Origin of the sequence: Mesorhizobium sp. M2A.F.Ca.ET.043.02.1.1 (assembly GCF_003952405.1) — a bacterium.
Taxonomy (GTDB): domain Bacteria; phylum Pseudomonadota; class Alphaproteobacteria; order Rhizobiales; family Rhizobiaceae; genus Mesorhizobium.
Genome location: NZ_CP034445.1, coordinates 5,995,458 through 6,014,443, shown reverse-complemented (window position 1 = coordinate 6,014,443; position 18,986 = coordinate 5,995,458). Strand labels below are relative to the sequence as shown.

General features: G+C 64.3%; 28 protein-coding genes. 18 read left to right on the top strand and 10 right to left on the bottom strand.

The genetic code is table 11. The annotated features are described in order from the left end of the window. Positions 1 to 183: 183 nt before the first annotated feature. Both EJ068_RS28905 and EJ068_RS28900 read left to right on the top strand, forming a co-directional pair. Positions 184 to 696, top strand: coding sequence for a ferritin-like domain-containing protein (locus EJ068_RS28905; protein ID WP_128315090.1), 513 nt, complete (start codon positions 184 to 186; stop codon positions 694 to 696). 114 nt (positions 697 to 810) lie between these two features. After that, complete coding sequence (locus tag EJ068_RS28900; RefSeq protein ID WP_127253100.1) at positions 811 to 1,020, top strand: hypothetical protein; 210 nt, start codon at positions 811 to 813, stop codon at positions 1,018 to 1,020. Between the two features lie 49 nt (positions 1,021 to 1,069). On the opposite strand, the gene EJ068_RS28895 is transcribed toward EJ068_RS28900, so the two are convergent. Continuing rightward, the gene (locus EJ068_RS28895) at positions 1,070 to 2,080 is read right to left on the bottom strand and encodes a YihY/virulence factor BrkB family protein (RefSeq protein WP_127253102.1); all 1,011 of its coding nucleotides are present in this window, start codon (positions 2,078 to 2,080) and stop codon (positions 1,070 to 1,072) included. A 383-nt stretch (positions 2,081 to 2,463) separates the two neighbouring features. Between EJ068_RS28895 and EJ068_RS28890 the strand changes: the two genes are divergently transcribed. The 4 genes from EJ068_RS28890 (at position 2,464) to EJ068_RS32870 (ending at position 5,071) form a co-directional block, all read left to right on the top strand. After that, the gene (locus EJ068_RS28890; protein WP_127253104.1) at positions 2,464 to 3,471 is read left to right on the top strand and encodes an HWE histidine kinase domain-containing protein; all 1,008 of its coding nucleotides are present in this window, start codon (positions 2,464 to 2,466) and stop codon (positions 3,469 to 3,471) included. Positions 3,472 to 3,477: 6 nt separating this feature from the next. Next, positions 3,478 to 3,834: a response regulator gene (locus EJ068_RS28885; protein ID WP_127253106.1), complete on the top strand. Its 357-nt coding sequence runs from the start codon at positions 3,478 to 3,480 to the stop codon at positions 3,832 to 3,834. Positions 3,835 to 3,915: 81 nt separating this feature from the next. After that, the gene (locus EJ068_RS28875) at positions 3,916 to 4,518 is read left to right on the top strand and encodes an NAD(P)H-dependent oxidoreductase (RefSeq protein WP_281059006.1); all 603 of its coding nucleotides are present in this window, start codon (positions 3,916 to 3,918) and stop codon (positions 4,516 to 4,518) included. Between the two features lie 385 nt (positions 4,519 to 4,903). Then, on the top strand, positions 4,904 to 5,071 hold the full coding sequence (locus tag EJ068_RS32870; RefSeq protein WP_189342077.1) for a hypothetical protein: 168 nt from the start codon (positions 4,904 to 4,906) through the stop codon (positions 5,069 to 5,071). Positions 5,072 to 5,086: 15 nt separating this feature from the next. Here the strand turns inward: EJ068_RS32870 and EJ068_RS28870 are convergent, their stop codons facing one another. Next, positions 5,087 to 5,335 carry a hypothetical protein gene (locus tag EJ068_RS28870; protein ID WP_126083260.1) on the bottom strand — a complete coding sequence of 83 codons (249 nt, stop codon included), beginning with the start codon at positions 5,333 to 5,335 and terminating at the stop codon, positions 5,087 to 5,089. Between the two features lie 569 nt (positions 5,336 to 5,904). On the opposite strand from EJ068_RS28870, the gene EJ068_RS28865 reads away from it, so the two are divergent. Then, positions 5,905 to 6,090, top strand: a complete 186-nt coding sequence (locus EJ068_RS28865; RefSeq protein WP_127253108.1) for a hypothetical protein — start codon at positions 5,905 to 5,907, stop codon at positions 6,088 to 6,090. Positions 6,091 to 6,117: 27 nt separating this feature from the next. On the opposite strand, the gene EJ068_RS28860 is transcribed toward EJ068_RS28865, so the two are convergent. Both EJ068_RS28860 and EJ068_RS28855 read right to left on the bottom strand, forming a co-directional pair. Continuing rightward, positions 6,118 to 6,423, bottom strand: coding sequence for a hypothetical protein (locus tag EJ068_RS28860; RefSeq protein WP_127253110.1), 306 nt, complete (start codon positions 6,421 to 6,423; stop codon positions 6,118 to 6,120). A gap of 16 nt (positions 6,424 to 6,439) precedes the next feature. Continuing rightward, a complete protein-coding gene (locus EJ068_RS28855) occupies positions 6,440 to 7,495 on the bottom strand; it encodes an SDR family oxidoreductase (protein WP_126083262.1) in 1,056 nt (351 codons plus the stop codon). Between the two features lie 157 nt (positions 7,496 to 7,652). Here EJ068_RS28855 and EJ068_RS32865 point away from each other — a divergent pair, with 157 nt between their 5' ends. Together EJ068_RS32865 and EJ068_RS28850 are read left to right on the top strand one after the other, a co-directional pair. Continuing rightward, the gene (locus tag EJ068_RS32865; protein WP_189342252.1) at positions 7,653 to 7,829 is read left to right on the top strand and encodes a hypothetical protein; all 177 of its coding nucleotides are present in this window, start codon (positions 7,653 to 7,655) and stop codon (positions 7,827 to 7,829) included. Between the two features lie 206 nt (positions 7,830 to 8,035). Further along, positions 8,036 to 8,335, top strand: coding sequence for a DUF982 domain-containing protein (locus EJ068_RS28850; RefSeq protein WP_042642795.1), 300 nt, complete (start codon positions 8,036 to 8,038; stop codon positions 8,333 to 8,335). 127 nt (positions 8,336 to 8,462) lie between these two features. Here EJ068_RS28850 and EJ068_RS28845 read toward each other — a convergent pair whose 3' ends face one another. Continuing rightward, the gene (locus EJ068_RS28845; protein WP_127253929.1) at positions 8,463 to 9,182 is read right to left on the bottom strand and encodes a Crp/Fnr family transcriptional regulator; all 720 of its coding nucleotides are present in this window, start codon (positions 9,180 to 9,182) and stop codon (positions 8,463 to 8,465) included. Between the two features lie 160 nt (positions 9,183 to 9,342). Here EJ068_RS28845 and EJ068_RS28840 point away from each other — a divergent pair, with 160 nt between their 5' ends. Then, positions 9,343 to 9,576, top strand: coding sequence for a hypothetical protein (locus tag EJ068_RS28840; protein ID WP_126083264.1), 234 nt, complete (start codon positions 9,343 to 9,345; stop codon positions 9,574 to 9,576). A 36-nt stretch (positions 9,577 to 9,612) separates the two neighbouring features. Continuing rightward, the gene (locus tag EJ068_RS28835; RefSeq protein ID WP_127386165.1) at positions 9,613 to 10,506 is read left to right on the top strand and encodes an alpha/beta hydrolase; all 894 of its coding nucleotides are present in this window, start codon (positions 9,613 to 9,615) and stop codon (positions 10,504 to 10,506) included. A gap of 46 nt (positions 10,507 to 10,552) precedes the next feature. Here EJ068_RS28835 and EJ068_RS28830 read toward each other — a convergent pair whose 3' ends face one another. Further along, positions 10,553 to 10,777 (bottom strand): hypothetical protein, encoded by a 225-nt coding sequence (locus tag EJ068_RS28830; RefSeq protein ID WP_127253502.1) that lies wholly within the window; start codon positions 10,775 to 10,777, stop codon positions 10,553 to 10,555. A 441-nt stretch (positions 10,778 to 11,218) separates the two neighbouring features. Here EJ068_RS28830 and EJ068_RS28825 point away from each other — a divergent pair, with 441 nt between their 5' ends. From EJ068_RS28825 to EJ068_RS28805, 5 genes are all read left to right on the top strand, one after another. Continuing rightward, positions 11,219 to 11,320, top strand: coding sequence for a KGG domain-containing protein (locus EJ068_RS28825; RefSeq protein WP_082056318.1), 102 nt, complete (start codon positions 11,219 to 11,221; stop codon positions 11,318 to 11,320). 151 nt (positions 11,321 to 11,471) lie between these two features. After that, positions 11,472 to 11,966, top strand: a complete 495-nt coding sequence (locus tag EJ068_RS28820; protein ID WP_127253503.1) for a hypothetical protein — start codon at positions 11,472 to 11,474, stop codon at positions 11,964 to 11,966. 28 nt (positions 11,967 to 11,994) lie between these two features. After that, positions 11,995 to 12,213, top strand: coding sequence for a hypothetical protein (locus tag EJ068_RS28815; protein WP_127253504.1), 219 nt, complete (start codon positions 11,995 to 11,997; stop codon positions 12,211 to 12,213). Positions 12,214 to 12,238: 25 nt separating this feature from the next. Beyond that, positions 12,239 to 12,436 (top strand): hypothetical protein, encoded by a 198-nt coding sequence (locus tag EJ068_RS28810; protein ID WP_127253505.1) that lies wholly within the window; start codon positions 12,239 to 12,241, stop codon positions 12,434 to 12,436. Between the two features lie 39 nt (positions 12,437 to 12,475). After that, on the top strand, positions 12,476 to 12,796 hold the full coding sequence (locus EJ068_RS28805) for a plasmid stabilization protein (RefSeq protein WP_127253506.1): 321 nt from the start codon (positions 12,476 to 12,478) through the stop codon (positions 12,794 to 12,796). A 229-nt stretch (positions 12,797 to 13,025) separates the two neighbouring features. On the opposite strand, the gene EJ068_RS28800 is transcribed toward EJ068_RS28805, so the two are convergent. Beyond that, the gene (locus EJ068_RS28800; protein WP_127253507.1) at positions 13,026 to 13,484 is read right to left on the bottom strand and encodes an Lrp/AsnC family transcriptional regulator; all 459 of its coding nucleotides are present in this window, start codon (positions 13,482 to 13,484) and stop codon (positions 13,026 to 13,028) included. A gap of 172 nt (positions 13,485 to 13,656) precedes the next feature. On the opposite strand from EJ068_RS28800, the gene EJ068_RS28795 reads away from it, so the two are divergent. Both EJ068_RS28795 and EJ068_RS28790 read left to right on the top strand, forming a co-directional pair. After that, entirely contained in the window at positions 13,657 to 14,400 is a 744-nt protein-coding gene (locus EJ068_RS28795) for an AzlC family ABC transporter permease (RefSeq protein WP_127253511.1), read from the top strand. Continuing rightward, the gene (locus tag EJ068_RS28790; protein WP_127253508.1) at positions 14,397 to 14,696 is read left to right on the top strand and encodes an AzlD family protein; all 300 of its coding nucleotides are present in this window, start codon (positions 14,397 to 14,399) and stop codon (positions 14,694 to 14,696) included. The genes EJ068_RS28795 and EJ068_RS28790 overlap by 4 nt, the downstream gene beginning before the upstream one ends. Positions 14,697 to 14,702: 6 nt before the next feature. Here EJ068_RS28790 and EJ068_RS28785 read toward each other — a convergent pair whose 3' ends face one another. From EJ068_RS28785 to EJ068_RS28775, 3 genes are all read right to left on the bottom strand, one after another. Continuing rightward, a complete protein-coding gene (locus EJ068_RS28785) occupies positions 14,703 to 15,212 on the bottom strand; it encodes a hypothetical protein (RefSeq protein WP_127253509.1) in 510 nt (169 codons plus the stop codon). A 167-nt stretch (positions 15,213 to 15,379) separates the two neighbouring features. Further along, entirely contained in the window at positions 15,380 to 17,491 is a 2,112-nt protein-coding gene (locus tag EJ068_RS28780; protein ID WP_129554945.1) for an EAL domain-containing protein, read from the bottom strand. A gap of 157 nt (positions 17,492 to 17,648) precedes the next feature. Continuing rightward, entirely contained in the window at positions 17,649 to 18,845 is a 1,197-nt protein-coding gene (locus tag EJ068_RS28775) for a diaminopropionate ammonia-lyase (RefSeq protein ID WP_126083277.1), read from the bottom strand. Positions 18,846 to 18,986 lie beyond the last annotated feature (141 nt).

Below are 18,986 nucleotides of genomic sequence, written 5' to 3'. Positions count from 1 at the left end.
GCAGCCGCGCGAATTGCCGCCCCGAGGACGGTCGGCCTGCCCGCTTCGGTCGGCTCGTTTGTTCGGGCGGCGGTCAACAACAAATGAGAGTTTCCCGGGCGCTTTCACTGGAAAATTCTGTTGGGAACAAGTTCGAAAAAACTGTGTTGGGGTTGGTTATCCACCCACTCAGGAGATGCAGACATGCCGACAACGAAAGCGGCCTCGAACAAGGGCCTCAACGAACTTTTCCACGATACGCTGAAGGACATCTATTTCGCCGAGAAGAAGATCCTGGCAACGCTGCCCAAGATGGCCAAGGCAGCGCAGGACGAGGCGCTAAAGGCCGCTTTCGAAAAGCACCGCGACCAGACCCAAGAACATGTCGCGCGTCTCGAGGAAGTGTTCGAGGTGATCGACAAGAAGCCGGTGGGCAAGACCTGCCAGGCGATCATGGGCATCACCGAGGAAGGCGCCGAGATCATGGAAGAGTACAAGGGCTCGCCCTCGCTCGACGCAGGCCTACTGGCCGCGGCCCAGGCCGTCGAGCATTATGAGATTTCGCGCTACGGCACGCTCAGGACCTGGGCGCAGGAACTCGGCCTGGCCGAGGCCGTCACCTTGCTCGACCAGACGCTGAACGAAGAGAAGGAGACGGACGTCGCGCTCACCAAGCTCGCCGAGTCCGCGGTCAACGTCGCGGCAGAGGCAGCCTGAGTTTAGAGCAAGCTGCGCAGCCCTACGGGAAGGCAAGCGTGCAGGCCTGCCTTCCCGAGCTCACCATGGAACTTCAACGCCGGCCGGGAGTTGCCATAGGCGGAAACTCTGGCGATGACAAAAGCGTCGCTCCACCTGCTGAAAGGCATAGGTTATCTGATCTCGACGGTCAGCGTGATATTGCTCGCCATCGTGAGCTGGTCGAGCGCATCGCAAAGCCCGCTGCTGGTTGCCTGCCTGCTCGGCGGCGCCGCCACATCGATCGCCGGCATGTTCTGCCGCTGGCTATCCTACCAGATCGAAAAGCGCTTGAACGACCGGTAAGGGACACGCCTTTTTCCAGGGCGGGGCCGCATTTGCTGGACACTCAGTTTTATCGCGGGCGGTTCGGCCTGTTGGCGCCGGTTTGCGACATCAGCGCGGTGATCAGGCAGGCGATGACAATCCATACGGCGACTTCGATGCCCGAGGCGCCGCGCGCCGGCGGCGGGGCGGTGGCGGCCGCCGGCGGATCGGCGGCCACCGCTGGCGCGAGGTCCGGCCGGGTGCCGCGGCGCAGCGAATAGGCGCGGGTGATTTCGGCGCCGAAGAGGAAGATCTGCGCCGAATAGTAGACCCAGACCAGCACCACCATCAGGGCTCCGGCCGCGCCATAGGAGGTGGCGATGGCGCTGGTGCCGATGTACCAGCCGATGAGCGACTTGCCGATGGTGAAGAGCAGCGCGGTGACCAGCGCGCCGACGCCGACATCGCGCCAGGTGAGCTCCCTGTCGGGCAGGACCTTGTAGATCGCGGCGAAGAGGAACGCGATCAGCGCGAAGGAGACGATCGTGTTGATGGCGCTGACGATCAGTTCTCCGAAAGGCAGGCTCCGGTTGATGATCTCGCCCAGCGCCGCGATCGCCGTGCTGGCCGCGAGCGAGACCAGGAGCAGGAAGCCGAGCGCAGCCACGAGGCCGAGGCTCGCCGCCCTCGCCCTTACAAGGCGCGACAGCGACGCCCCGTTGGGCCTCACCTTCCAGATTTCGTTGAGCGACTGCTGCATCTCGCCGAAGACGCCCGACGCCGTGACCAAAAGCGTCACCACTCCGATCAGCGTGGCAAGCGCGCTCGACCAGCCATGCGAAGCGGTCTCCAGCGTGGCCTTCAGCAGGTCGGCGCTCTGTGGCCCCATCACGCCCGATATCTCGGCCGTCAGCGCCAGCTGGGCGGCATCGTTGCCGATGACGAAACCGGCGATCGCGACGACGATCAACAGGATCGGCGCTAGCGACGTGGTGGCGTAGAAAGCCATCGCCGCGCCATGGCTCAGCGCATTGTCATTGATGTAGCCGCTGACGCTTTCCTTCAGTATGATCCAGCCTTCGTCGACCCAGCGCGGCATCGCCCCCTCACCTGTCTCGGACACGGACCGGGCGCGGTTCGGTGCCGGCTTTGTCGGACTGCATATTTCCTGCCATTGCTGACAAGACCTCCCTTGAGCGGGCCGGGTGGGACAAGAGCTCGACTGCCTTTTCGTTGGCCAGAGCGAGAAGCCGGAGAAACCAGCCCTGTTCTCTTTGCCACCAGGTCCGGCTGACGCGGCCCGCCAATCACAACCCGGCGCCGGCGTGATGGTTCCGGGAACACCCGAAGGCCGGAGGCCGAGGAGTACGGACCCCGGCGCCGATGCCATAAAGCCGCTTCGCGCGATCTTCGCTTTGGAGAAGCGCGGTTGTATGATCTGCGGCAGGCTTATAGGCTGTCGGGTTAACGGGTATTTCGGCAATGGATTTGGAAGACCTCTACCGGATTCTGCGGACAGGTCACGTGCAGGCCCAAGGCATTGTCGACACTGTTCCCGATCCCATGCTGGTGCTGGACTCCGCCCTGACAGTCCAGAGCGCCAACCGCGCCTTCTTCAGAACATTCGGGGTCGAGCGTTACGACACGATCGGACAGCACCTGTACGACCTCGGCAACGGTCAATGGGATATCCCCGAGCTGCGTCATCTCCTTGGAGAGGTGATCCCGAAAAGCTCGGCGGTGATCGATTACAAGGTGACGCATGAGTTCCCGCGTATCGGGAGAAAAGTCATGCTTCTTACAGCGCGCACCGTGTTCAATCCGGACAATGTCAGCCACCTCATGTTGCTGTCGATCGTCGACATTACGGACAGAAGCCGGAAAGAAGCAGAGTTCGAAGCGGTCTTTGGAGAATTGCGCCACCGGCTCAAGAACCTGCTCGGGCTCGTGCGGGCGCTGGCCAACCAAACGAAGACGGAAGGCATTTCGGCAGAGGAATATCGTAGCGCGTTCCTCGGCCGGCTGCAGGCCGTTGTGGATGCAAATGACCTGGCATTCAGCGATCATGGTGAAGATGGTCTCGAAGCCCTGGTGGCGCGCGCGACGAAACCCTTCCAGACCGCTCCGGAGACGATCATCATCGAGCCCGGCCCGTCAGTGACGTTGGCTTCGAAGCAGATAACGTCGCTAAGCCTTCTGCTGCACGAACTGGCAACCAACGCCGTCAAGTATGGCGCTTTGTCAGCTCCGGCCGGGACGGTTCGAATTCGATGGGAGATCGAGCAGGGCGATCATCCATTGCTGCGCCTGTCCTGGCGCGAGAGCGGGGGCCCGCCTGTACGCAAGCCCACCTCGACAGGGTACGGAACCCAGCTCATTCAATTCGCCATCGCCTACAATCTCGGTGGCAAGGTGGAACAGAATTATCGAACCGAAGGTTTCGAAGCAGAGATAGTCGTCCCACTCGAAAGGGCCGCTCGCCCAGATTGATGGCCGGTGCAAAAGACCATCCTGATCGTCGAAGATGAATTCATCATCGCGATGGATCTTAAAGTCATGCTCGAGCGCCTGGGATGGCGGGTCCTGGGACCGGTCGCCAGAGTCGCGCACGCGCTCCGCCTGCTGGAAGACGAACTGCCGACGGTGGCCTTGCTCGACGTGAGTTTAGGCGACCATCTCGTCACGCCGGTAGCCGAGGCCTTGCGCGGCCGCGGTGTGCCATTCGCGGTGGCGAGCGCTTATGACAAGCCGGAACTCTTCGGCGGGGCCGTCCTGGTGGGGGTACCCAATGTAGGCAAACCGACATCGGAGTGGAGCCTCCTGGAGGTTCTGCCGAAGCTCTCGCCGCCCTGATCCCGCGCCCCTCCACTTCTCGCGTCGAAGCCTAGGCAAAGCAACGGCGTTCGACTAGCCTCGAAGCGGGATCAGAGCCGCGTGGGGGCATGCGATGAAGGTCAATGTCGTCTACGCGCATCCGGCGCAGGACAGCTACGTGGCCTCGCTTCACAGGCGAGTCTTGGGGGTCCTCAAGGCCAGGGGCGACGAGGTCGTCGACTTGGATCTTTATGCCATGAAATTCGATCCCGTCATGCAGGTCGAGGAGTTGAAGGGGCACGCCGGTCCATCGCCAGCACCTGCGAACTGCGGGTCTATATCGACGCGTTGCAATGGGCCGAGGCTTGCGTGTTCTGCTTCCCGACCTGGTGGTCGGGCATGCCTGCTGTGCTCAAGGGATATTTCGACCGCGTGTGGCGGCCGGGCGTCGCGTTCGACCTGCCGACGGATGGCGGCACGATCAAGCCGGCACTTTTGAATATTCGCCGTATGGGCGTCGTCACCACCTTCGGCTCACCCTGGTGTTACACCAGGCTCTACATGCAGGACCCGGGCAGGAAGGTGCTTTTGCGCGGCTTGAAATCCATGTGCGGACGCACGGAGAAGCACCTCTTTCTGGCGAAATACTCGGTGGAAGGCATCTCCAACGAGGAACGGGAAAAGTTCGCCCGCAAGGTGGAGCAGCGGTTCGAGCGATTTTGAACGGCCCCGCAGACTGCGGACCACCTTCGTTCTGAGTCTATGAACACTCCGCTGCTTTGTTGGCGAAGTATGGATGGTGCGCGTCGATCATTGCGGCCGTGTCTTCGAAGCAACCGATGGGATCGGCCATGTTGCGGTCCATTGCGCGAAAACGATCTCGACGGTTAACAAAAGTGGATGCGCGGCCGGTGCCACATGAGCACCATGTCGGCGTTCGCCCCTGGCGGGGCCGAGCTCAAGCCACCTTCTCCCCCTGGCTCATGCCAGCGGGCTTTTTTGCGTCGCGCTTCTCCGGGCTTTTTGCTCATACCAAACCGTTTCGAGCTCGGCCTAACGAAACCTCTCCTGGCTTTGCGCTTTACTTGTAGAGCGATGGAGAGTGCGCATGCAGAAGGACGGGCACGACGAAAAAGTCGATAGCCGACTGCTGGCCGGGAAGCTGGCCAAGGAAGTGGGTATAACCGAGGCGCAAGCGAGGGAGCTAATCCATATGATCGGCTTTGACTGGACGTCCCTCGTTCGCGAAGCCCGCTTTTTGAAAGACAGGCATTGACCGGGAGCCGACCGCTTATGCGAGCCGCCTGATGCGGCCGCTTGCCAGGCGAAACACTCCGTCGGTGCCTCCCTGTCGCTCGAAGTCGGTCTGGATTTCGTCCCACGTGCCAAGATAGGCCCCGCACTCGGCGCAATGGATCGGCGTTGAGGATTGGGCGTTCCTGGGGATGTTCAACCGGATCGTTCCGCAGTGCGGGCATTCCAGACGGTGATCGAGATACTCACCCTTCGCGGCATAATGGCCGCCTCCTCCGTCGCTCATCGAAGCTCCACTTCCCTTGATAGGTTGGGCGAAAGCGTGATGGGCTCTTCCGGCGCGCGCTTGCCTTTGCTCTGTGCGGCGACTGCTCGAACTTACACCTTCGGCGGGGTGACGCCCTAACATATGATTGGCCGAGCGATCACGGTTGGTCGCCGGCAATGCTTGCCGGACCTGTCCTGCCAGGCCGGTTCCGACCGGGAATGTCTGTCAATCCCGCAGCTTCCTCGCTGACGCCCGAGCGTCTTGCGGTCGTTGCCCGTGCTCGCTGATCAGCTCTGTGAACCTGCTCAGGAGTGGATCCGATGCTGCTTCGCGCAGTAGCGCACCTCATGCTCCTCGCCCGCCGACACGCGGTCGCGGTATCGAAAGTCGCGTTTGGTCCTGTCGTCCGTCATGGCCGTTCTCCTGGTCAGATTGAACAGCGACATAGCCGGAATATTCCAAGGCGCTTTTTCAGCAGAAACCAATGCACCCCTCACGGCCCGCCGGTCGGGCGCAATCGGCGATTTGCAACAGCAGGCATTGCATCTATATTTAGCTGACTAAGTGATTCATGGCGCGGTGAGCCGATGGCCAAGAAGAAAAACAAACCGACCTCTTCCGGCGTTGTGGAGGCCTCGCGCGCCGAGATCCACGAAGCAACCTATTTTGCCCGCAAATGCGGCCTCACCCGCGACGAGGCCCTGCAGATGATCCGCGAGGCGCACGCCTCGCCGGTCCTCAAGCCGGCCGAGAGCGAGAAGCGCAAGCACTGATCCTTATCGAGTGAGGCGCGCGCCTCGTCACTGCCCAGTCTGCGGCGGCACCTCGCCCGGCTTGATCACCGGCATTTCGCTGCCGGTCGGCGGCGGGGTCGTCGCGTTCTTGTCGCCGGTCGGCGGCGGCTCCAGCACGCCGCCGCAATTGCCGAGCTGTTTCGACAGCTCATCCGTATCGGCCTCTTGCGTCTGTTTCTGCTGCTGGTCGTTGGCGTCCGGCTTGGCCTGGCAGTTCTGCGTCTGCTGATCCTTCGGTTGAGCGGCGGTCTGGGCCGCCGCCGGCAGCGCCGGCATCAGCGCGAAGGCCGCGATGAGAAGCGCTTTCTTCATGGGATCCTCCTGGTGGTCAGTAGCCCCCGATGATCGGCAGGATCTCGCCGGTGATGTAGCTGGAGCATTGCGGCGAGGCCAGGAACACATAGGCCGGCGCGATCTCCTCCGGCTGAGCGGGCCGCTTCATCGGCGTCTTGGCGCCGAACTGCGAAACATCCTCCGCCTGCTTTTCCGACGGGTTGAGCGGCGTCCAGACCGGACCGGGCGCCACCGCGTTGACGCGAATGCCCTTGGCGATCAGGTTGCCGGAGAGCGCGCGCGTGAAGGCGTGGATACCGCCCTTGGTCATCGAGTAATCGACCAATTCCTTCGAGCCTTCGATACCGGTGACGGAACCGGTGTTGATGATCGCCGAGCCCGGTTTCATCTGCGGCACGGCTTCCTGCGCCATGTGGAAATAACCGTAGAGATTGGTCTTCAGCGTGGTGTCGAAATGCTTTTCGGTGAGATCGGCGAAGTCGGCCGAATGAACCTGGAAGGCGGCGTTGTTGACGAGCACGTCGAGCTTGCCGAAGGCCTTGACCGTCTCGGCCACCGCCTTGCGGCAGAAGGCGCGTTTGGCGACGTCGCCGCGCAGGGTGATGCAACGCCTGCCCTCGGCCTCGACCGCCTGCTTCGTCGCCTTGGCATCGCGGTCCTCGCTGAGATAGACGATGGCGACATCGGCGCCTTCGCGCGCGAACAGCACGGCCACCGCGCGGCCGATGCCGGAGTCGCCGCCGGTGATGAGCGCGACCTTGTCCTTGAGCTTGCCGGATCCTTGCCAGAACGGCGCCTCATAGAGCGGCGCCGGCTCGATCGCCCATTCCTCGCCGGGCTTGGGATGATGCTGCTTCGGGAAAGGCGGCACGGGGTAGCGGCGCGCGCCGGCCTGCATGGCGCCCGAGGCTTTCGGCTTCGGCTTGCTGCGATCGGTGGCATCGACCTGACGCTGGATGCTGCGCTGCCTGCGCGCGGCCTTGGCGGTGTCAGGTTTCTCCCCGGTGACTGATTTCTCCCTGGCGACTGATTTCTCCCCGGTGATTGGTTTTTGGGCTGCGTCTGATTTCGTTCGGCTGCTGGTCGGCATGATGGTCTCCTTTCAGGGGACAACGCATGTCGTCGCAAAAGGTTGGCCGCGGTTCGTCTCCCCCGCCGGGATGCCGCGGATACATCAAAGTTAAATGCGGCTGGCCGGTCCGGGGTGATAACCCTTCGTCAATGGGGGACTCTCGAGGAGGAGTCCCATGGACGTTCGAACCTTCATCGGCAGCCTGTCGGCCGCTTTGCGGCGCCGGCGCGGCGCCATGCCGCCACCACCCGCGAGGGTGATCCGCGCTTCGCTCGCCGATGTGCCGCTGAGGCCGCGCCCGCGGCCGCCGCACCGGCCGGCGCCGCCGATCCGGCCCGCCAGCAACATGTAACCTCGAGCTTGTCGCGCCGACTTGCCGGCCGGATGCAACCGACCGGCGACATCCTCGTTTAGGCCCATCCCCAATCTTGTGGTGCACCATGAAATCCTTGCCTATAAACAGCCCTCTTCTCACCCTCGCCGCCGCCATGATCACCGCGGCGCCCTTTGCCGGCCTTGCCTTGCGCACGCGCGAATGGCTCGGATGGTGAGGACCCGATGAGCCGTTTCCTCCCCCTCACCATCCGCTTCGTCAGCGGCGGCACGATGGTGGTCACCACGGTGGCCGAGGCCAAGAAGGCGCTCGCCGGGACCTGGAAGAACAAGGAAGCGCCGGACTATCTCAAGGCGGCGCGGCTGGTAGACGATGCGATCGCGGGCACCTGCCGGCCGGCCGTCGCCTTTGCCGCCTTCAAGAAGGCCGCCGCGCAGCAGGGGCTGCTGAAGGAGGCCGCGCCGAGCGCCGCGCTCACCATGCTGGACGAGTTGTGGTCGCGCTCCAAGGTTCCGCCAAGCTAAAGCATGTCTCTCGAAAGTGGGAACCGGTTTCGGGATAAAGACATGCGTAAAATCAAAAACCTAAAGCGCATGGAGCGAATCTGAAAGATCGCGACGCGCTTTAGGAGGCCGCTCCATCCCGGCCGCCCTATCTCGGCTCGCGCGACATGCTGAGATAGGTCGGATCGAATTCGGCGATCGTGACCAGCCGCTCCCAGTCGAGGATCGTGATCATATGGTTGGTCCAGCTGATGACGTTCATGCGTCGCAGGGTTCCGATCACCCTGTTCATATGGACGACGGACAAGCCCAGCACGTCGGCGAGTTGAGCCTGCGACAGCGGCAGGTGGAAGCTCATGTCACGCGTCTTCTTCACCACCTGAAGCCTGACGAACAGCTCGCATATGAGATGCGCGAGATGGGACAGCTTGGAGCGGCGCCCCATGGCCACGATCCATTCGCGATGGATGGCGCCATCGACAAGCGTGTCCAGCCAGAGCAATCGGGTGAGATGCGGCGCCTGCTCGGTGATCGTCTTGAGCTTGCTGTGCTCGGCCGCCGCCACATGACAGGGCGACAGCGCGACGATGCCGTGATCCATCGTCTTCAGCAGGAAGGCATGCAGGTCCACGAAATCGCCCGCGACCTGCAGCGAGGTGAACTGGCGGCCGCCGTCCTCCAGAACCTTGTAGCGGGCGGCGAGCCCGTCGATGATCAGGGTGCTGTAGGTCGGCCTGCTTCCTTCGACAACGATATCCTCTCCCACGCCGAAATATTTCTCGATCGACAAGGTCGATGTGAGCAACGCTTTCTCTTCGTCCGAGAGAGCGTCATGCTGGCCGAGATTGAGATAGAGTGATTCCAGCATCCGGCTGCCTCCGTTCGCCACCCCTAACGCCGCAGGCCGACGCTGGTTGCGAGCGGTGCCGCGCCGAAAGCCGGCGCATAGCCAATTCTCCCTCTGGATCAGATGTTTGGAACCATGATCGCGCCCGCGAATTGACCGTCGGATTGGGACCGACGTACCGATGCAACGCTTCTATTTCGACCTTTACAACACCGAGCACAGCCAGGAAGATACCGAGGGACAGCTCTTCGCCAGCCGCGAGCGCGCCGGCATGGAGGCGCTGCGCATCCTGCATGACGTCGCCCGCGACGAGATGCCGGGCGGCAGGCATTTGACCATCACGGTTAAGGTGCTCGACGAAAAGCGTGACCAGATCTTCGAAGCGTCGCTGACGCTGGATTCGGCCTGGACGTGAGATCGGCCGGCGCCGGTTGAGATACCGGAGGCAAGCATGTTCGACGATTTCGACAGCCGTGAGATCGACGCAGGTGAGGCCAGGATCTTCGCCCGCCGCGCCGGCGCCGGCCCCGGCCTGCTTCTGCTGCACGGCTTTCCGCAGACGCATGCGATGTGGCGCGAGGTCGCCCCAATCCTGGCGCGGGATTTCACGGTCGTCTGCGCCGATTTGCGCGGCTATGGGCAAAGCTCCTGCCCGCCATCGGCCGCCGATCATGCGCCCTATGCCAAGCGCGCCATGGCCGCCGACATGGTCGCGCTGATGGAGAAATTGGGTTTCCGGCGCTTCATGGTTGCCGGTCACGATCGCGGCGGGCGTGTCGCCTACCGGCTGGCGCTCGACCATCCGGAACGCGTCGAGAGGCTCGCTGTGCTCGACATCATTCCCACCGCCGATGCCTGGGACCGCGCCGACGCAAAACTGGCCCTCGGCTACTGGCCGTGGTCGTTGCTGGCGCAACCTGAGCCGCTACCGGAGACGATGCTCGCGGCCGCCGCCGATGCCATCGTCGACAATGCGCTTTCCGGCTGGGGATCGTCGTCCGACGCGTTCCCGCCCGGGGTGCGGCAACTCTATGTCGACGCGCTGCGCGACCCGGCGCACATCCATGCCATTTGCGAAGAATATCGCGCGGCGGCATCCCTCGACCGCGAGCACGACCATGCCGACCGGAAGACCGGCCGGCGGATCGCCTGCCCGCTGCTGGCCCTATGGAGCGAGCATGGCGCGCTGGCCGAATGGTACGTCGAGCAAGGCGGCCCTGAAGCGCTGTGGCGAAACTGGGCCGACGACGTCAGCGGCGGCGCCTTGCCCGGCGGTCATTTCTTTCCGGAGGAGTCGCCGATCGAAACGGCAGCCACGCTCGATGCATTCTTCTCCGGAAGATAGCCCTGTGGGCGTTGGCGCGGGCCAGCCAGGCGCCTGACGGGTCGGCTCACGCAAGCATCAGGTAAAGCAACGGCACTGCAGCCAAGCCGATCGCCATTGCGATAAGCGCGGCATGGCCCAGACGCTCCGCGCGCCTGGCGATGTCGGCTATCTCAGCCTCATCATTGATGGTGTCGAGGAATGAAAGATCGAAAGGCGCGGCAGGTTGATTGTCGTTGGCAGGCAGGGTTTCGGCATCCTGCCGGGCGGGCTTTGTAGAGATATAGGTCAAAACGTCGTCTCGCTCCGGGGCCGGCTACGCGGCCTTCTTGTTCGTGGATATTGGTGCCCGCCGACTTGCGCGGGGGGCGATCGGCGGGAACCAGTACGGCCGGCGATGAAGGGGTTTTCTCGTCGGCCGCTCACCAATTCGCAGAAAGCCCATTGGTTGCACAAGCCAGTCCAATGCGCTTGCCGGGTCGGACTTCAGTCGGGCGGAGTCACGAAATATTTCGGGCGGAACATCGGTTGCCGGCGCTTGTTCCCCCTACTCAAGGATGCCGAACGCGTCCTTGATTTCACCCCCTGAAGAAACATCCGAACCAACGGAGAATTGGATATGCCCAATCAAGGCGGAACCCACGAACAGCACGTCAAGGCCGGCCAGCAGAGCCACAAGAACCGCGACGATCAGCGTCGCGGCGGCGGACAGCAGCAGGCCGAGGACCGCAATATGGGTCAGCGGAGCGCGGGCCAGCACAGGGGCGGCAGCGGTAACTTTGCCGAAGACCGTCAGCGCGCCTCGGAAGCAGGTCGCAAGGGCGGCCAGCGCTGAATTCAAGATGGCGTCCGCGGACGCGGGCGCCATCTAATTTGCCCGGCGCGATCGATCCCGGGATGGAACATCTTCCCCGTCCTCCAGTTGACCTTAGGAGCGGCCGCCGTAGCAGGCTGCCGTCGCCGCAGGATGTTCAACGGAGGCACCAATGTCCTTGCATTCCCTTCACCCCGAACGCGTCGATGAGACCCGCATGCAGGCCTATTCGACCTTCGGTCCCCTGCTGATCCATGCCCTGGCGCAAAAACTGGCGCGCTGCCAGGGGGTGCGTGAATTGGACAAGATCGAACAGTCGCTGGTGCGACTGGTCGAGGAGACAGACGTCGCCGCTCCCGATGCCGAGGCCATGAAGGAGTTCGCGGTCGAGCTCGTTGTGTCGACACTGCGCAACGCACGTGAGCATCCCGACGCCAAGCAGGACCTGGAACCAATCGACGAGCGCCGCACGGAAGGCCGCTCGGAGGATCCGGACACACTGGAAGAGCAGTTGCAGTCTGGCCTCGAGGACAGCTTTCCGGCCAGCGATCCGCCGGCCGTGGTTTCCACCGCGATCACCGGCGGCTCCAAGGACATCGTCGGGACCGACGAAGTGCTGCGCCGCAAGAAGGAAGCACGCCGCAAGCAGTCAGAGGCGGCGGACTGACACGGCGCCGAAGCGAAGGAGACGCGCAATGACGCAGGCAAACGACAACATACCGCACCGGCCGGGCTGCGCGAACGCGCCAATCGGCGGCACGCTGCCGACCAAGGGCGGCGACGATCCCGACGTGCGGTTCCTGGCCGAGAACACCGACCTTTCGCCGAAGCAGGCGCGCGAGTTGATCCGCGAGCACGGACACGACCGCGCCAAACTGCTCGAGATCGCACGAACCATGAAGGCGGAAGGCTGAACGCCTTCCGGAAAGCGAGGCAAGGATGAGCAATTCACCGAAGAAGGGACCAGCCGGAACGTCCGATCAATGGCCGCGCTGGGAAGGCCCGAAGGCCAACAGGCCGCGCGGCTACCTGCCGCCGGAGGACGATCCCGACGAGAACCGCGATGCCGCCGGCGAGAACAACAGGGACCCGGAGCGGTCCGACCTTGGCGACGTCGCCAAGAAGAAGGGCGATTGATCCCTTCCGAATTCACTCAGCGCAACAAGGAGCAAGACAATGCCACGTGGCGACAAATCAAAATACACCGACAAGCAGGAACGCAAGGCCGACCATATCGCCGAAGGCTACGAGAAGCGCGGCGTCTCGGAGAAGGAAGCCGAGCGGCGCGCCTGGGCGACCGTCAACAAGGACGATGGCGGCGGCAAGAAGGAAGGCGGATCGGGACGCGGCAAGCAAACCGGCCATCCGGCCGCGCATAAGGGCGGCAGGATGGGCGGCAAGGCCTCCGGCGAGCGCTCCGCGGCGGACAGGTCGGCTTCGGCCAAGAAGGCTGCCGCGACGCGCAAGCGCAATGCGGAGCACCACGCGCATCATTGAGGACGTTTGGATCGACGGCGCCGGCGATTGGCGAAAACGCCGGCGCCGTCCCTTTCTCCCCGTCACTATACGGGGAGAAATGCCCGGCAGGGCAATGAGGGGCAGAACCGACTCCGCGAGTTTGTCGTCGTTGCGCTGGCGCCGGCTCTCAGAATGCCGAACGCCGCGCCGCCCCTCATCCGCCCTTCGGGCACCTTCTCCCCGTTGAACGGGGAGAAGGGAAGAAGCGCTACAGCGGCATCTCCGAGGTCTGCTTGATCGTCTGGCTGGGCACGTCCGTCTTGACGTTCTGCACACCCTTGATGCGGCTCAGATGTTCCGACTGGAAGCGGCGGTAGTCGTCGATGCCGGCCGCGACGATCCGTACCAGGGCGTCGCAATCGCCCATCATCAGATAGCACTCGATCACCTCGGGGAATTTCGCCACTTCGGCGGCGAAATGCTCGATCGTGTCCTCGTCCTGCTGCTTCAGCCAGATGCGGGTGAAGAAGGTCTGGCCGCGGCCGATCTTGGCCGGGTTGAGCACCGCGACATAGCGGTCGATGACGCCCGCCTCTTCGAGCAGTTTCACGCGCCGCAGGCAAGGCGACGGCGAGAGACCGACTTGCTTGGCAAGGTCGTTGTTGGCTATGCGCCCGTCGCGCTGCAGGGCGCGCAGGATGCGCCTGTCGATCTCATCGAGCTTCATGGCTCCAGATTCCAATTCTTCATGCAAACGTGATATCTAATGCCGAATTTTGGCAGAAATGGCGCATTTTCGCAACCCGATTGCCGCGCGTTTCGGCTATGGTCCGGGACCGACACAACCCCACAACCGAACGGGAGAACGGATGGCCGCAAGGCCAGCCGAAAGCAAAGCCATGAGCGTTTCCGAGATCGCCGTCGCCGAGGGCAAGGCCGCCAACAGGCGCGGCGCCGAGTTCCGGCGCGGGCTCGCTGCCGCGACGCCGGTGCTGCTCGGCGTCATTCCCTATGCGCTGGTGCTCGGCGCGCAGGCCGCGCAGAGGGGCCTCAGCGTGCTCGAGGTGCCGCTGATGACCGGGCTCAACTTCGCCGGCGGATCGGAATTCGCCGCGATCCAGCTCTGGACCTCGCCGCCGCATGTCCTCCTGATCGCCGCCATCACGCTTTTGGTCAACAGCCGGCATTTCCTGATGGGCGCAGCGCTTGCGCCTTTCATCAGGCACCTGCCGAAGCGCCAGGTTTTTCCGGCGCTGTTTTTGATGTGCGACGAGAGCTGGGCGGTGGGCCTTGCGGATGCACAACGCCGTGCCGCGGCCGGCACGCGGCCGGCCTTCAGCCTGCCCTTCTATCTCGGCGCCGGCTTGTCCGTCTACCTCGCCTGGGTGGCCTTCACGACTTGCGGCGCGGCACTTGGGCCCGTGCTCGGCGACGTCGAAAAATACGGCTTCGCGATGGCCTTCCCGGCCGTCTTCCTGGTGCTGCTGCGGGGCATGTGGAAAGGCTTTGCCGCGGCGCGGCCCTGGCTGGTCAGCCTCGTGGTGGCGGCGCTCACCTATCTCGTCCTGCCCGGCGCCTGGTATGTGGCGGCCGGCGCGCTGTCCGGCCTGGTGGCCGCGTGGTTCCTGGCAGGTGAAACATGATCGACCCGATGACAGTGCTTGCCATCCTGGCGATGGCCGGCGTGACGTATCTCACCCGCGTCGGCGGCTATGTTGTGCTGAAGAACCGCGCGCTCAGCCCGCGCGCCACGGCGGTGATGGAAGCCGCGCCCGGCTGCGTGCTGATCGCGGTGATCGCGCCGGATTTCGTCTCGAGGGACCCCGCCGACCTCGCGGCTTTAGCCATCACCCTGCTTGCCGCGACGAGGCTGTCGATGCTGGCCACAGTGGTGATCGGGGTGGCGTCGGCGGGCGCGTTGCGGTGGCTGATCGGATAACCGGCCTCAGAGGCTGTAGAGCCCGAGTTCGTCCGGCTGGTCGCCCTCCCGGCTTGCATGCTGCTTCATCGCTGCATCCAGCCTGTCGTTGTCGCGGCCTTGCGGCCGGACGATCGCGTTGACCAGCGTATCCAGCGAAACGCCAAGCTGGTCCAGGCCAAGCTGCCTTTCGATCTTGGCGACCGCCGACGGAGATTGCCCTTTCAACGCTTCGACGGCGTTCTTGATCGCCGAACCGTAGGAAGACACGGACTCGTAGTCGGTCTGGTCGACGGCGAATTCCTTGCCCGCCTGCTGCATCAGCCGGACTTTCGTCGCCGTGATGTTGAGGCTGTCGAGGCTGAACTTGGATGCCGAGGTCGCGGGCTGCATGACCGGCGAAGCCGCCGGGCCGGAGACGCTGTCGATGCTCGCGGCGGGTCTGGCCGCTGGCGGCAGGCGCTGCGGCTGCAGGATCACAAGCGCGGTGCTGAGCGTCGAGGACATTGCCGGGTCTCGCACGCGCCCGTCCGTCATGGACCGGACGCCGGACAGTCAAGCCAAGACGTCATGTCCCGAGCGAAGCGTTTCACAGGAAATAACCCGGTTGTCCTAAGAGTTCGATAGAACGATGGTTCACCTTTTAACGATGAACCGCGCTATCTCCCTGGTTTGGCTCAACCAATTTTAGCAACTGCTTATTTTCAACCCAACCTGGCATGCGGCAGTTCCGGTGACATCGAGCCGCCGGCGGCTCTTGCCACGATCGCCGCCAGCGGTTCGGGCCGGTGCAGGAAATAACCCTGGCCATAAGCGACGCCCATGCCCATGAGGATCTCCAGCGCGTTCTTTTCCTCGACCTTTTCGGCCACCACGGCGGCGCCCATCGAGCGGGCGATGCCGGTGATCGCCAAGACGATCTCGCGGTCGAAGCGGCTGTCGGCGATGTGCTCGATGAAGGAACCATCGATCTTGATGGCATCGATGGGGAAGCGCCTGAGATATTCGAACGAGCTCATGCCGGCGCCGAAATCGTCAAGGCTGACGCGACAGTGGCGGAACCTCGCCTTGCGCACGAACTCGGCCGCCGCGTCGAAATTGGTGACGGCGGCGGTCTCGGTGATCTCGAAGCCGATGGCCGACGGAGGCGCCCCGCTCTCGGCGATGGCCTCGTCGACGAAATCCCATAGCTGCGGATCGGAAAGCGTCTGTGCCGACAGGTTGAAGTCGAGCGCGATGGCGCCCGCGCGCATCGCCTCGCCGTGGCGCGTCAGCGCGGTGCGGATGATCCAGCGGTCGAGCCGCGCGGCAAGGCCGAAACGTTCGGCGACCGGCATGAAGTCGCCGGGCGGGATCATCGTGCCGGTGCGGGCCTCGAGCCTGGCCAGCACCTCGACATGGCGGCTGTCCTCCCATGGCCGGCCGAGCCGATGGATCTGCTGGCCGAACAGCTTCAGCCGGCCATCCTCCATCGCGTCGACAAGGTCGGCCGCCAGCCGGGCGGCGTTGAGCCCGCCGGCGCCGGACGTCGTGTCGGGCGAGAACACGGCAAAGCGGTCGCGCCCGCCGGCCTTGGCGGCGTAGCAGGCGTCGTCGGCGCAGGCGAGCGCATCGGCCACGCTCATGTTGCGGTCGCGCACGAAGGCGATCCCGATGCTGGCAGCAAGCCTGCGCGAGGTGACCGCCGAGCCGAGATCGGCATCGCGCACCGCGGCGAGCACGCCGCGGGCGATGTGCTCGGCGCAAGCGTCATTGCAGTTCGGCACCATCAGCGCGAATTCATCGCCGCCGAGACGCGCCGCATGGGCCGACGCGGGCAGGCTGGCGAGGATGCCCGCCGCGACGCTCTTCAGCGCCAGGTCGCCAGCGGCATGACCGGCATAGTCGTTGAGCGCCTTGAAGTAGTCGAGGTCGACGTAAAACACCGCCAGCGGCAGGCGCTCGACCATGGCGATGTTCTCGGCGAGCAGCCGGTCGAAGGCGGAACGGTTGAGCAGACCGGTCAGGGCATCGTGGCGCGCGGCGAAGGCAAGTCCCTCGGCGCGCATCTTCTCCTCGGTGATGTCGCGCACGGTGCCCAAGATCTGCCCGGCCGAGCCGACATCGGCGACGAAGCGCACCAGCGTTTCGAGATGACGGACCTCGCCGTCACGCCGGATGATGCGGTATTGCGAGGCCACGACATCGTTGGAGCCCGGCACGATCTGACGGGCGCGCTCAGTGGCTTCCTTATCGTCCGGATGAAGATAGGTGTGCCAGAGCTCGGCCGACACCTCGTCCTTGTCGGCAGCGAGGCCGAATATCTCACGGGTGCGCGCGTCCCAGAAGGTTTTCCTTGTGCCGATATCGTGATGCCAGATGCCGGTACCGCTGGCTGCAAGCGCGAGGCGGAAGCGGACGTTGACCTGCTCGAGCGCCGCCTCGGCTTCCTTCTGGCGGGTGATGTCGGTCTGCACGCCCATCAGCCGAAGCGGCTTGCCGTCGGCGTCGCGCTCGACAATGCCGCCACGGTCGAGAACCCAGACCCAGTGGCCGTTCTTGTGGCGCAGGCGCAGCTCGGTCTCAATGGAATCGACGAGACCCGCAATGTGCCGGTCGCCGCTTTCCTGCGCGCGCTGGCGGTCGTCGGGATGGGTAAGCTTCAGCCAGAGATCGGGCGTGTTGGCGAGCTCGCCCGGCTCATAGCCCAGCATCTTCGACCAAGTCGGTGAATAGTAGCAATCGCCGGCCGACAGATTCCAGTCCCAAAGGCCCAGATGAGCGCGGTCAAGCGCCTGCGCCCAGAACTTGCCGTTGCGTTTATTGTCGTCCGCCATACTTTGGTTCGTGCCACCCGGTCTCTGCAGTCTTGCATGAAAGCAGAGAAGAAAGAGTTACCGGGGGTGGAACTGCTTGATCTCCCCCTTGTAGGGGTTGAGGAGCGGTCCGCGCAGCGTATTGGCTTTCCGAGCCACGAAAGCCGGCAGACTGCTCTCAGGCAGTCTGCAGGAACACCTCTTCGGGCGCCATCCCGACCAGCTCGGCAAAGCGGCCATGGTCGGTCGCGCCCTCCGAGTTGATGACGAGCACGCGCGAACGCCTGTCGAGGCCAAGCGCGGCGCGCATGCGCCTGTCGCCCGCGGCGCGGACCAGCCCGGCGAGGCCTGCCCCGCCGCTCTCGCCGGAGATAATGGCCGGGTCGTTGCCGAGCGGCCGCGCCAGCCGCTTCATCACCGCGACCGCATCGTCTTCGTCCACCGTCATGAAGGCATCGCCGACGCGCGCCAGCACGCGCCAGGCGACCAGGGACGGCTCGGCGCATTCGAGCATCGTCATCACGGTCGGCTCCTGATTTGCGATCGTTGCCGGACGTCCGGCCTCAGCCGAAGCGTAGACGCAAGCCGAGCGCTCCGGCTCCACCACCACGGCCTTCGGCCGCCTGGAGCCGAGCAGGACCGCCATATGGCCGGCGATCGCGGCCGCGAAGCCGCCGACGCCGGCCTGCAGGAAGACATGCGTTGGCGGCTCGGGCAGACGCCGCAGCGTCTCGCGCACGATCACCGTATAGCCCTGCATGACCAGGCCGGGGACGCGCTCATAGCCGAGCCAGGAAGTGTTGGAGACGATCTTCCAGCCGCGCTCGGCGCCGACGCGCGCGACCTCGCGCACCGCATGGTCATAGCCGCCCTCGACCTCAACGATCTCGGCGCCGAAGCGGGCGATGGCCGCGACCCGCTCGCGGCTTACGCCGGCATGGACGAAGATCACCGACCGCGCGCCGACGAGGCTGGCGCCCTGCGCGACCGAGCGGCCATGGTTGCCGTCGGTGGCGCAGACGAAGATCATGCCGGAGGCGATCTGGCGCACCCGGGCGTCGTTTATCTCGCCGATGTCGACGTCTCGCCCGAGCCACTTGCCGGCCTCCTCCAGCACCAGCCGCATGACGGCATAGGCCCCGCCCAGCGCCTTGAAGGAGCCAAGGCCAAGACGCTGGCCCTCATCCTTGACATGAAGCGCGGCGATGCCGAGCTCGCCGGCCAATGCCGGCAAGGCATGCAGCGGTGTTTCGGCATCGCTTTGGCGCGCCTTGAGGTAACGCTCGGCCCGCTCTCCTCCCGCCCTGCCGAGCGACTCGGCATCGGCGGCAACCAACGGCTGGTTGTGTTCTGGGCGTTGGTTGAGAAGCAGCATGCTAGTCTTCCTGCGAGGCACTGAACTCTGTCCGCGGGCCTGATTCGGGCGCGATTCTGGACGCTTTCATTGGCTAAGTGATTGAAGTTTGTTTCGATTGGATGTCGCCGGATGTTCGTTTCGGAGGGCTCGACACCGCCA

Excerpts from the sequence above, each read along its gene's own strand:
- EJ068_RS32870 (WP_189342077.1), top strand. The coding sequence starts at position 4,904 with ATGCAGAAGGACGGGCACGACGAAAAAGTCGATAGCCGACTGCTGGCC.
- EJ068_RS28870 (WP_126083260.1), bottom strand. The coding sequence starts at position 5,335 with ATGAGCGACGGAGGAGGCGGCCATTATGCCGCGAAGGGTGAGTATCTC.
- EJ068_RS28805 (WP_127253506.1), top strand. The coding sequence starts at position 12,476 with ATGCCACGTGGCGACAAATCAAAATACACCGACAAGCAGGAACGCAAG.
- EJ068_RS28780 (WP_129554945.1), bottom strand. The coding sequence starts at position 17,491 with ATGGCGGACGACAATAAACGCAACGGCAAGTTCTGGGCGCAGGCGCTT.
- EJ068_RS28825 (WP_082056318.1), top strand. The coding sequence starts at position 11,219 with ATGGGTCAGCGGAGCGCGGGCCAGCACAGGGGCGGCAGCGGTAACTTT.
- EJ068_RS28845 (WP_127253929.1), bottom strand. The coding sequence starts at position 9,182 with ATGCTGGAATCACTCTATCTCAATCTCGGCCAGCATGACGCTCTCTCG.
- EJ068_RS28860 (WP_127253110.1), bottom strand. The coding sequence starts at position 6,423 with ATGAAGAAAGCGCTTCTCATCGCGGCCTTCGCGCTGATGCCGGCGCTG.
- EJ068_RS28835 (WP_127386165.1), top strand. The coding sequence starts at position 9,613 with ATGTTCGACGATTTCGACAGCCGTGAGATCGACGCAGGTGAGGCCAGG.
- EJ068_RS32865 (WP_189342252.1), top strand. The coding sequence starts at position 7,653 with ATGGACGTTCGAACCTTCATCGGCAGCCTGTCGGCCGCTTTGCGGCGC.
- EJ068_RS28775 (WP_126083277.1), bottom strand. The coding sequence starts at position 18,845 with ATGCTGCTTCTCAACCAACGCCCAGAACACAACCAGCCGTTGGTTGCC.
- EJ068_RS28820 (WP_127253503.1), top strand. The coding sequence starts at position 11,472 with ATGTCCTTGCATTCCCTTCACCCCGAACGCGTCGATGAGACCCGCATG.
- EJ068_RS28865 (WP_127253108.1), top strand. The coding sequence starts at position 5,905 with ATGGCCAAGAAGAAAAACAAACCGACCTCTTCCGGCGTTGTGGAGGCC.
- EJ068_RS28800 (WP_127253507.1), bottom strand. The coding sequence starts at position 13,484 with ATGAAGCTCGATGAGATCGACAGGCGCATCCTGCGCGCCCTGCAGCGC.
- EJ068_RS28855 (WP_126083262.1), bottom strand. The coding sequence starts at position 7,495 with ATGCCGACCAGCAGCCGAACGAAATCAGACGCAGCCCAAAAACCAATC.
- EJ068_RS28890 (WP_127253104.1), top strand. The coding sequence starts at position 2,464 with ATGGATTTGGAAGACCTCTACCGGATTCTGCGGACAGGTCACGTGCAG.
- EJ068_RS28850 (WP_042642795.1), top strand. The coding sequence starts at position 8,036 with ATGAGCCGTTTCCTCCCCCTCACCATCCGCTTCGTCAGCGGCGGCACG.
- EJ068_RS28905 (WP_128315090.1), top strand. The coding sequence starts at position 184 with ATGCCGACAACGAAAGCGGCCTCGAACAAGGGCCTCAACGAACTTTTC.
- EJ068_RS28840 (WP_126083264.1), top strand. The coding sequence starts at position 9,343 with ATGCAACGCTTCTATTTCGACCTTTACAACACCGAGCACAGCCAGGAA.
- EJ068_RS28785 (WP_127253509.1), bottom strand. The coding sequence starts at position 15,212 with ATGACGGACGGGCGCGTGCGAGACCCGGCAATGTCCTCGACGCTCAGC.
- EJ068_RS28900 (WP_127253100.1), top strand. The coding sequence starts at position 811 with ATGACAAAAGCGTCGCTCCACCTGCTGAAAGGCATAGGTTATCTGATC.
- EJ068_RS28810 (WP_127253505.1), top strand. The coding sequence starts at position 12,239 with ATGAGCAATTCACCGAAGAAGGGACCAGCCGGAACGTCCGATCAATGG.
- EJ068_RS28895 (WP_127253102.1), bottom strand. The coding sequence starts at position 2,080 with ATGCCGCGCTGGGTCGACGAAGGCTGGATCATACTGAAGGAAAGCGTC.
- EJ068_RS28795 (WP_127253511.1), top strand. The coding sequence starts at position 13,657 with ATGAGCGTTTCCGAGATCGCCGTCGCCGAGGGCAAGGCCGCCAACAGG.
- EJ068_RS28790 (WP_127253508.1), top strand. The coding sequence starts at position 14,397 with ATGATCGACCCGATGACAGTGCTTGCCATCCTGGCGATGGCCGGCGTG.
- EJ068_RS28815 (WP_127253504.1), top strand. The coding sequence starts at position 11,995 with ATGACGCAGGCAAACGACAACATACCGCACCGGCCGGGCTGCGCGAAC.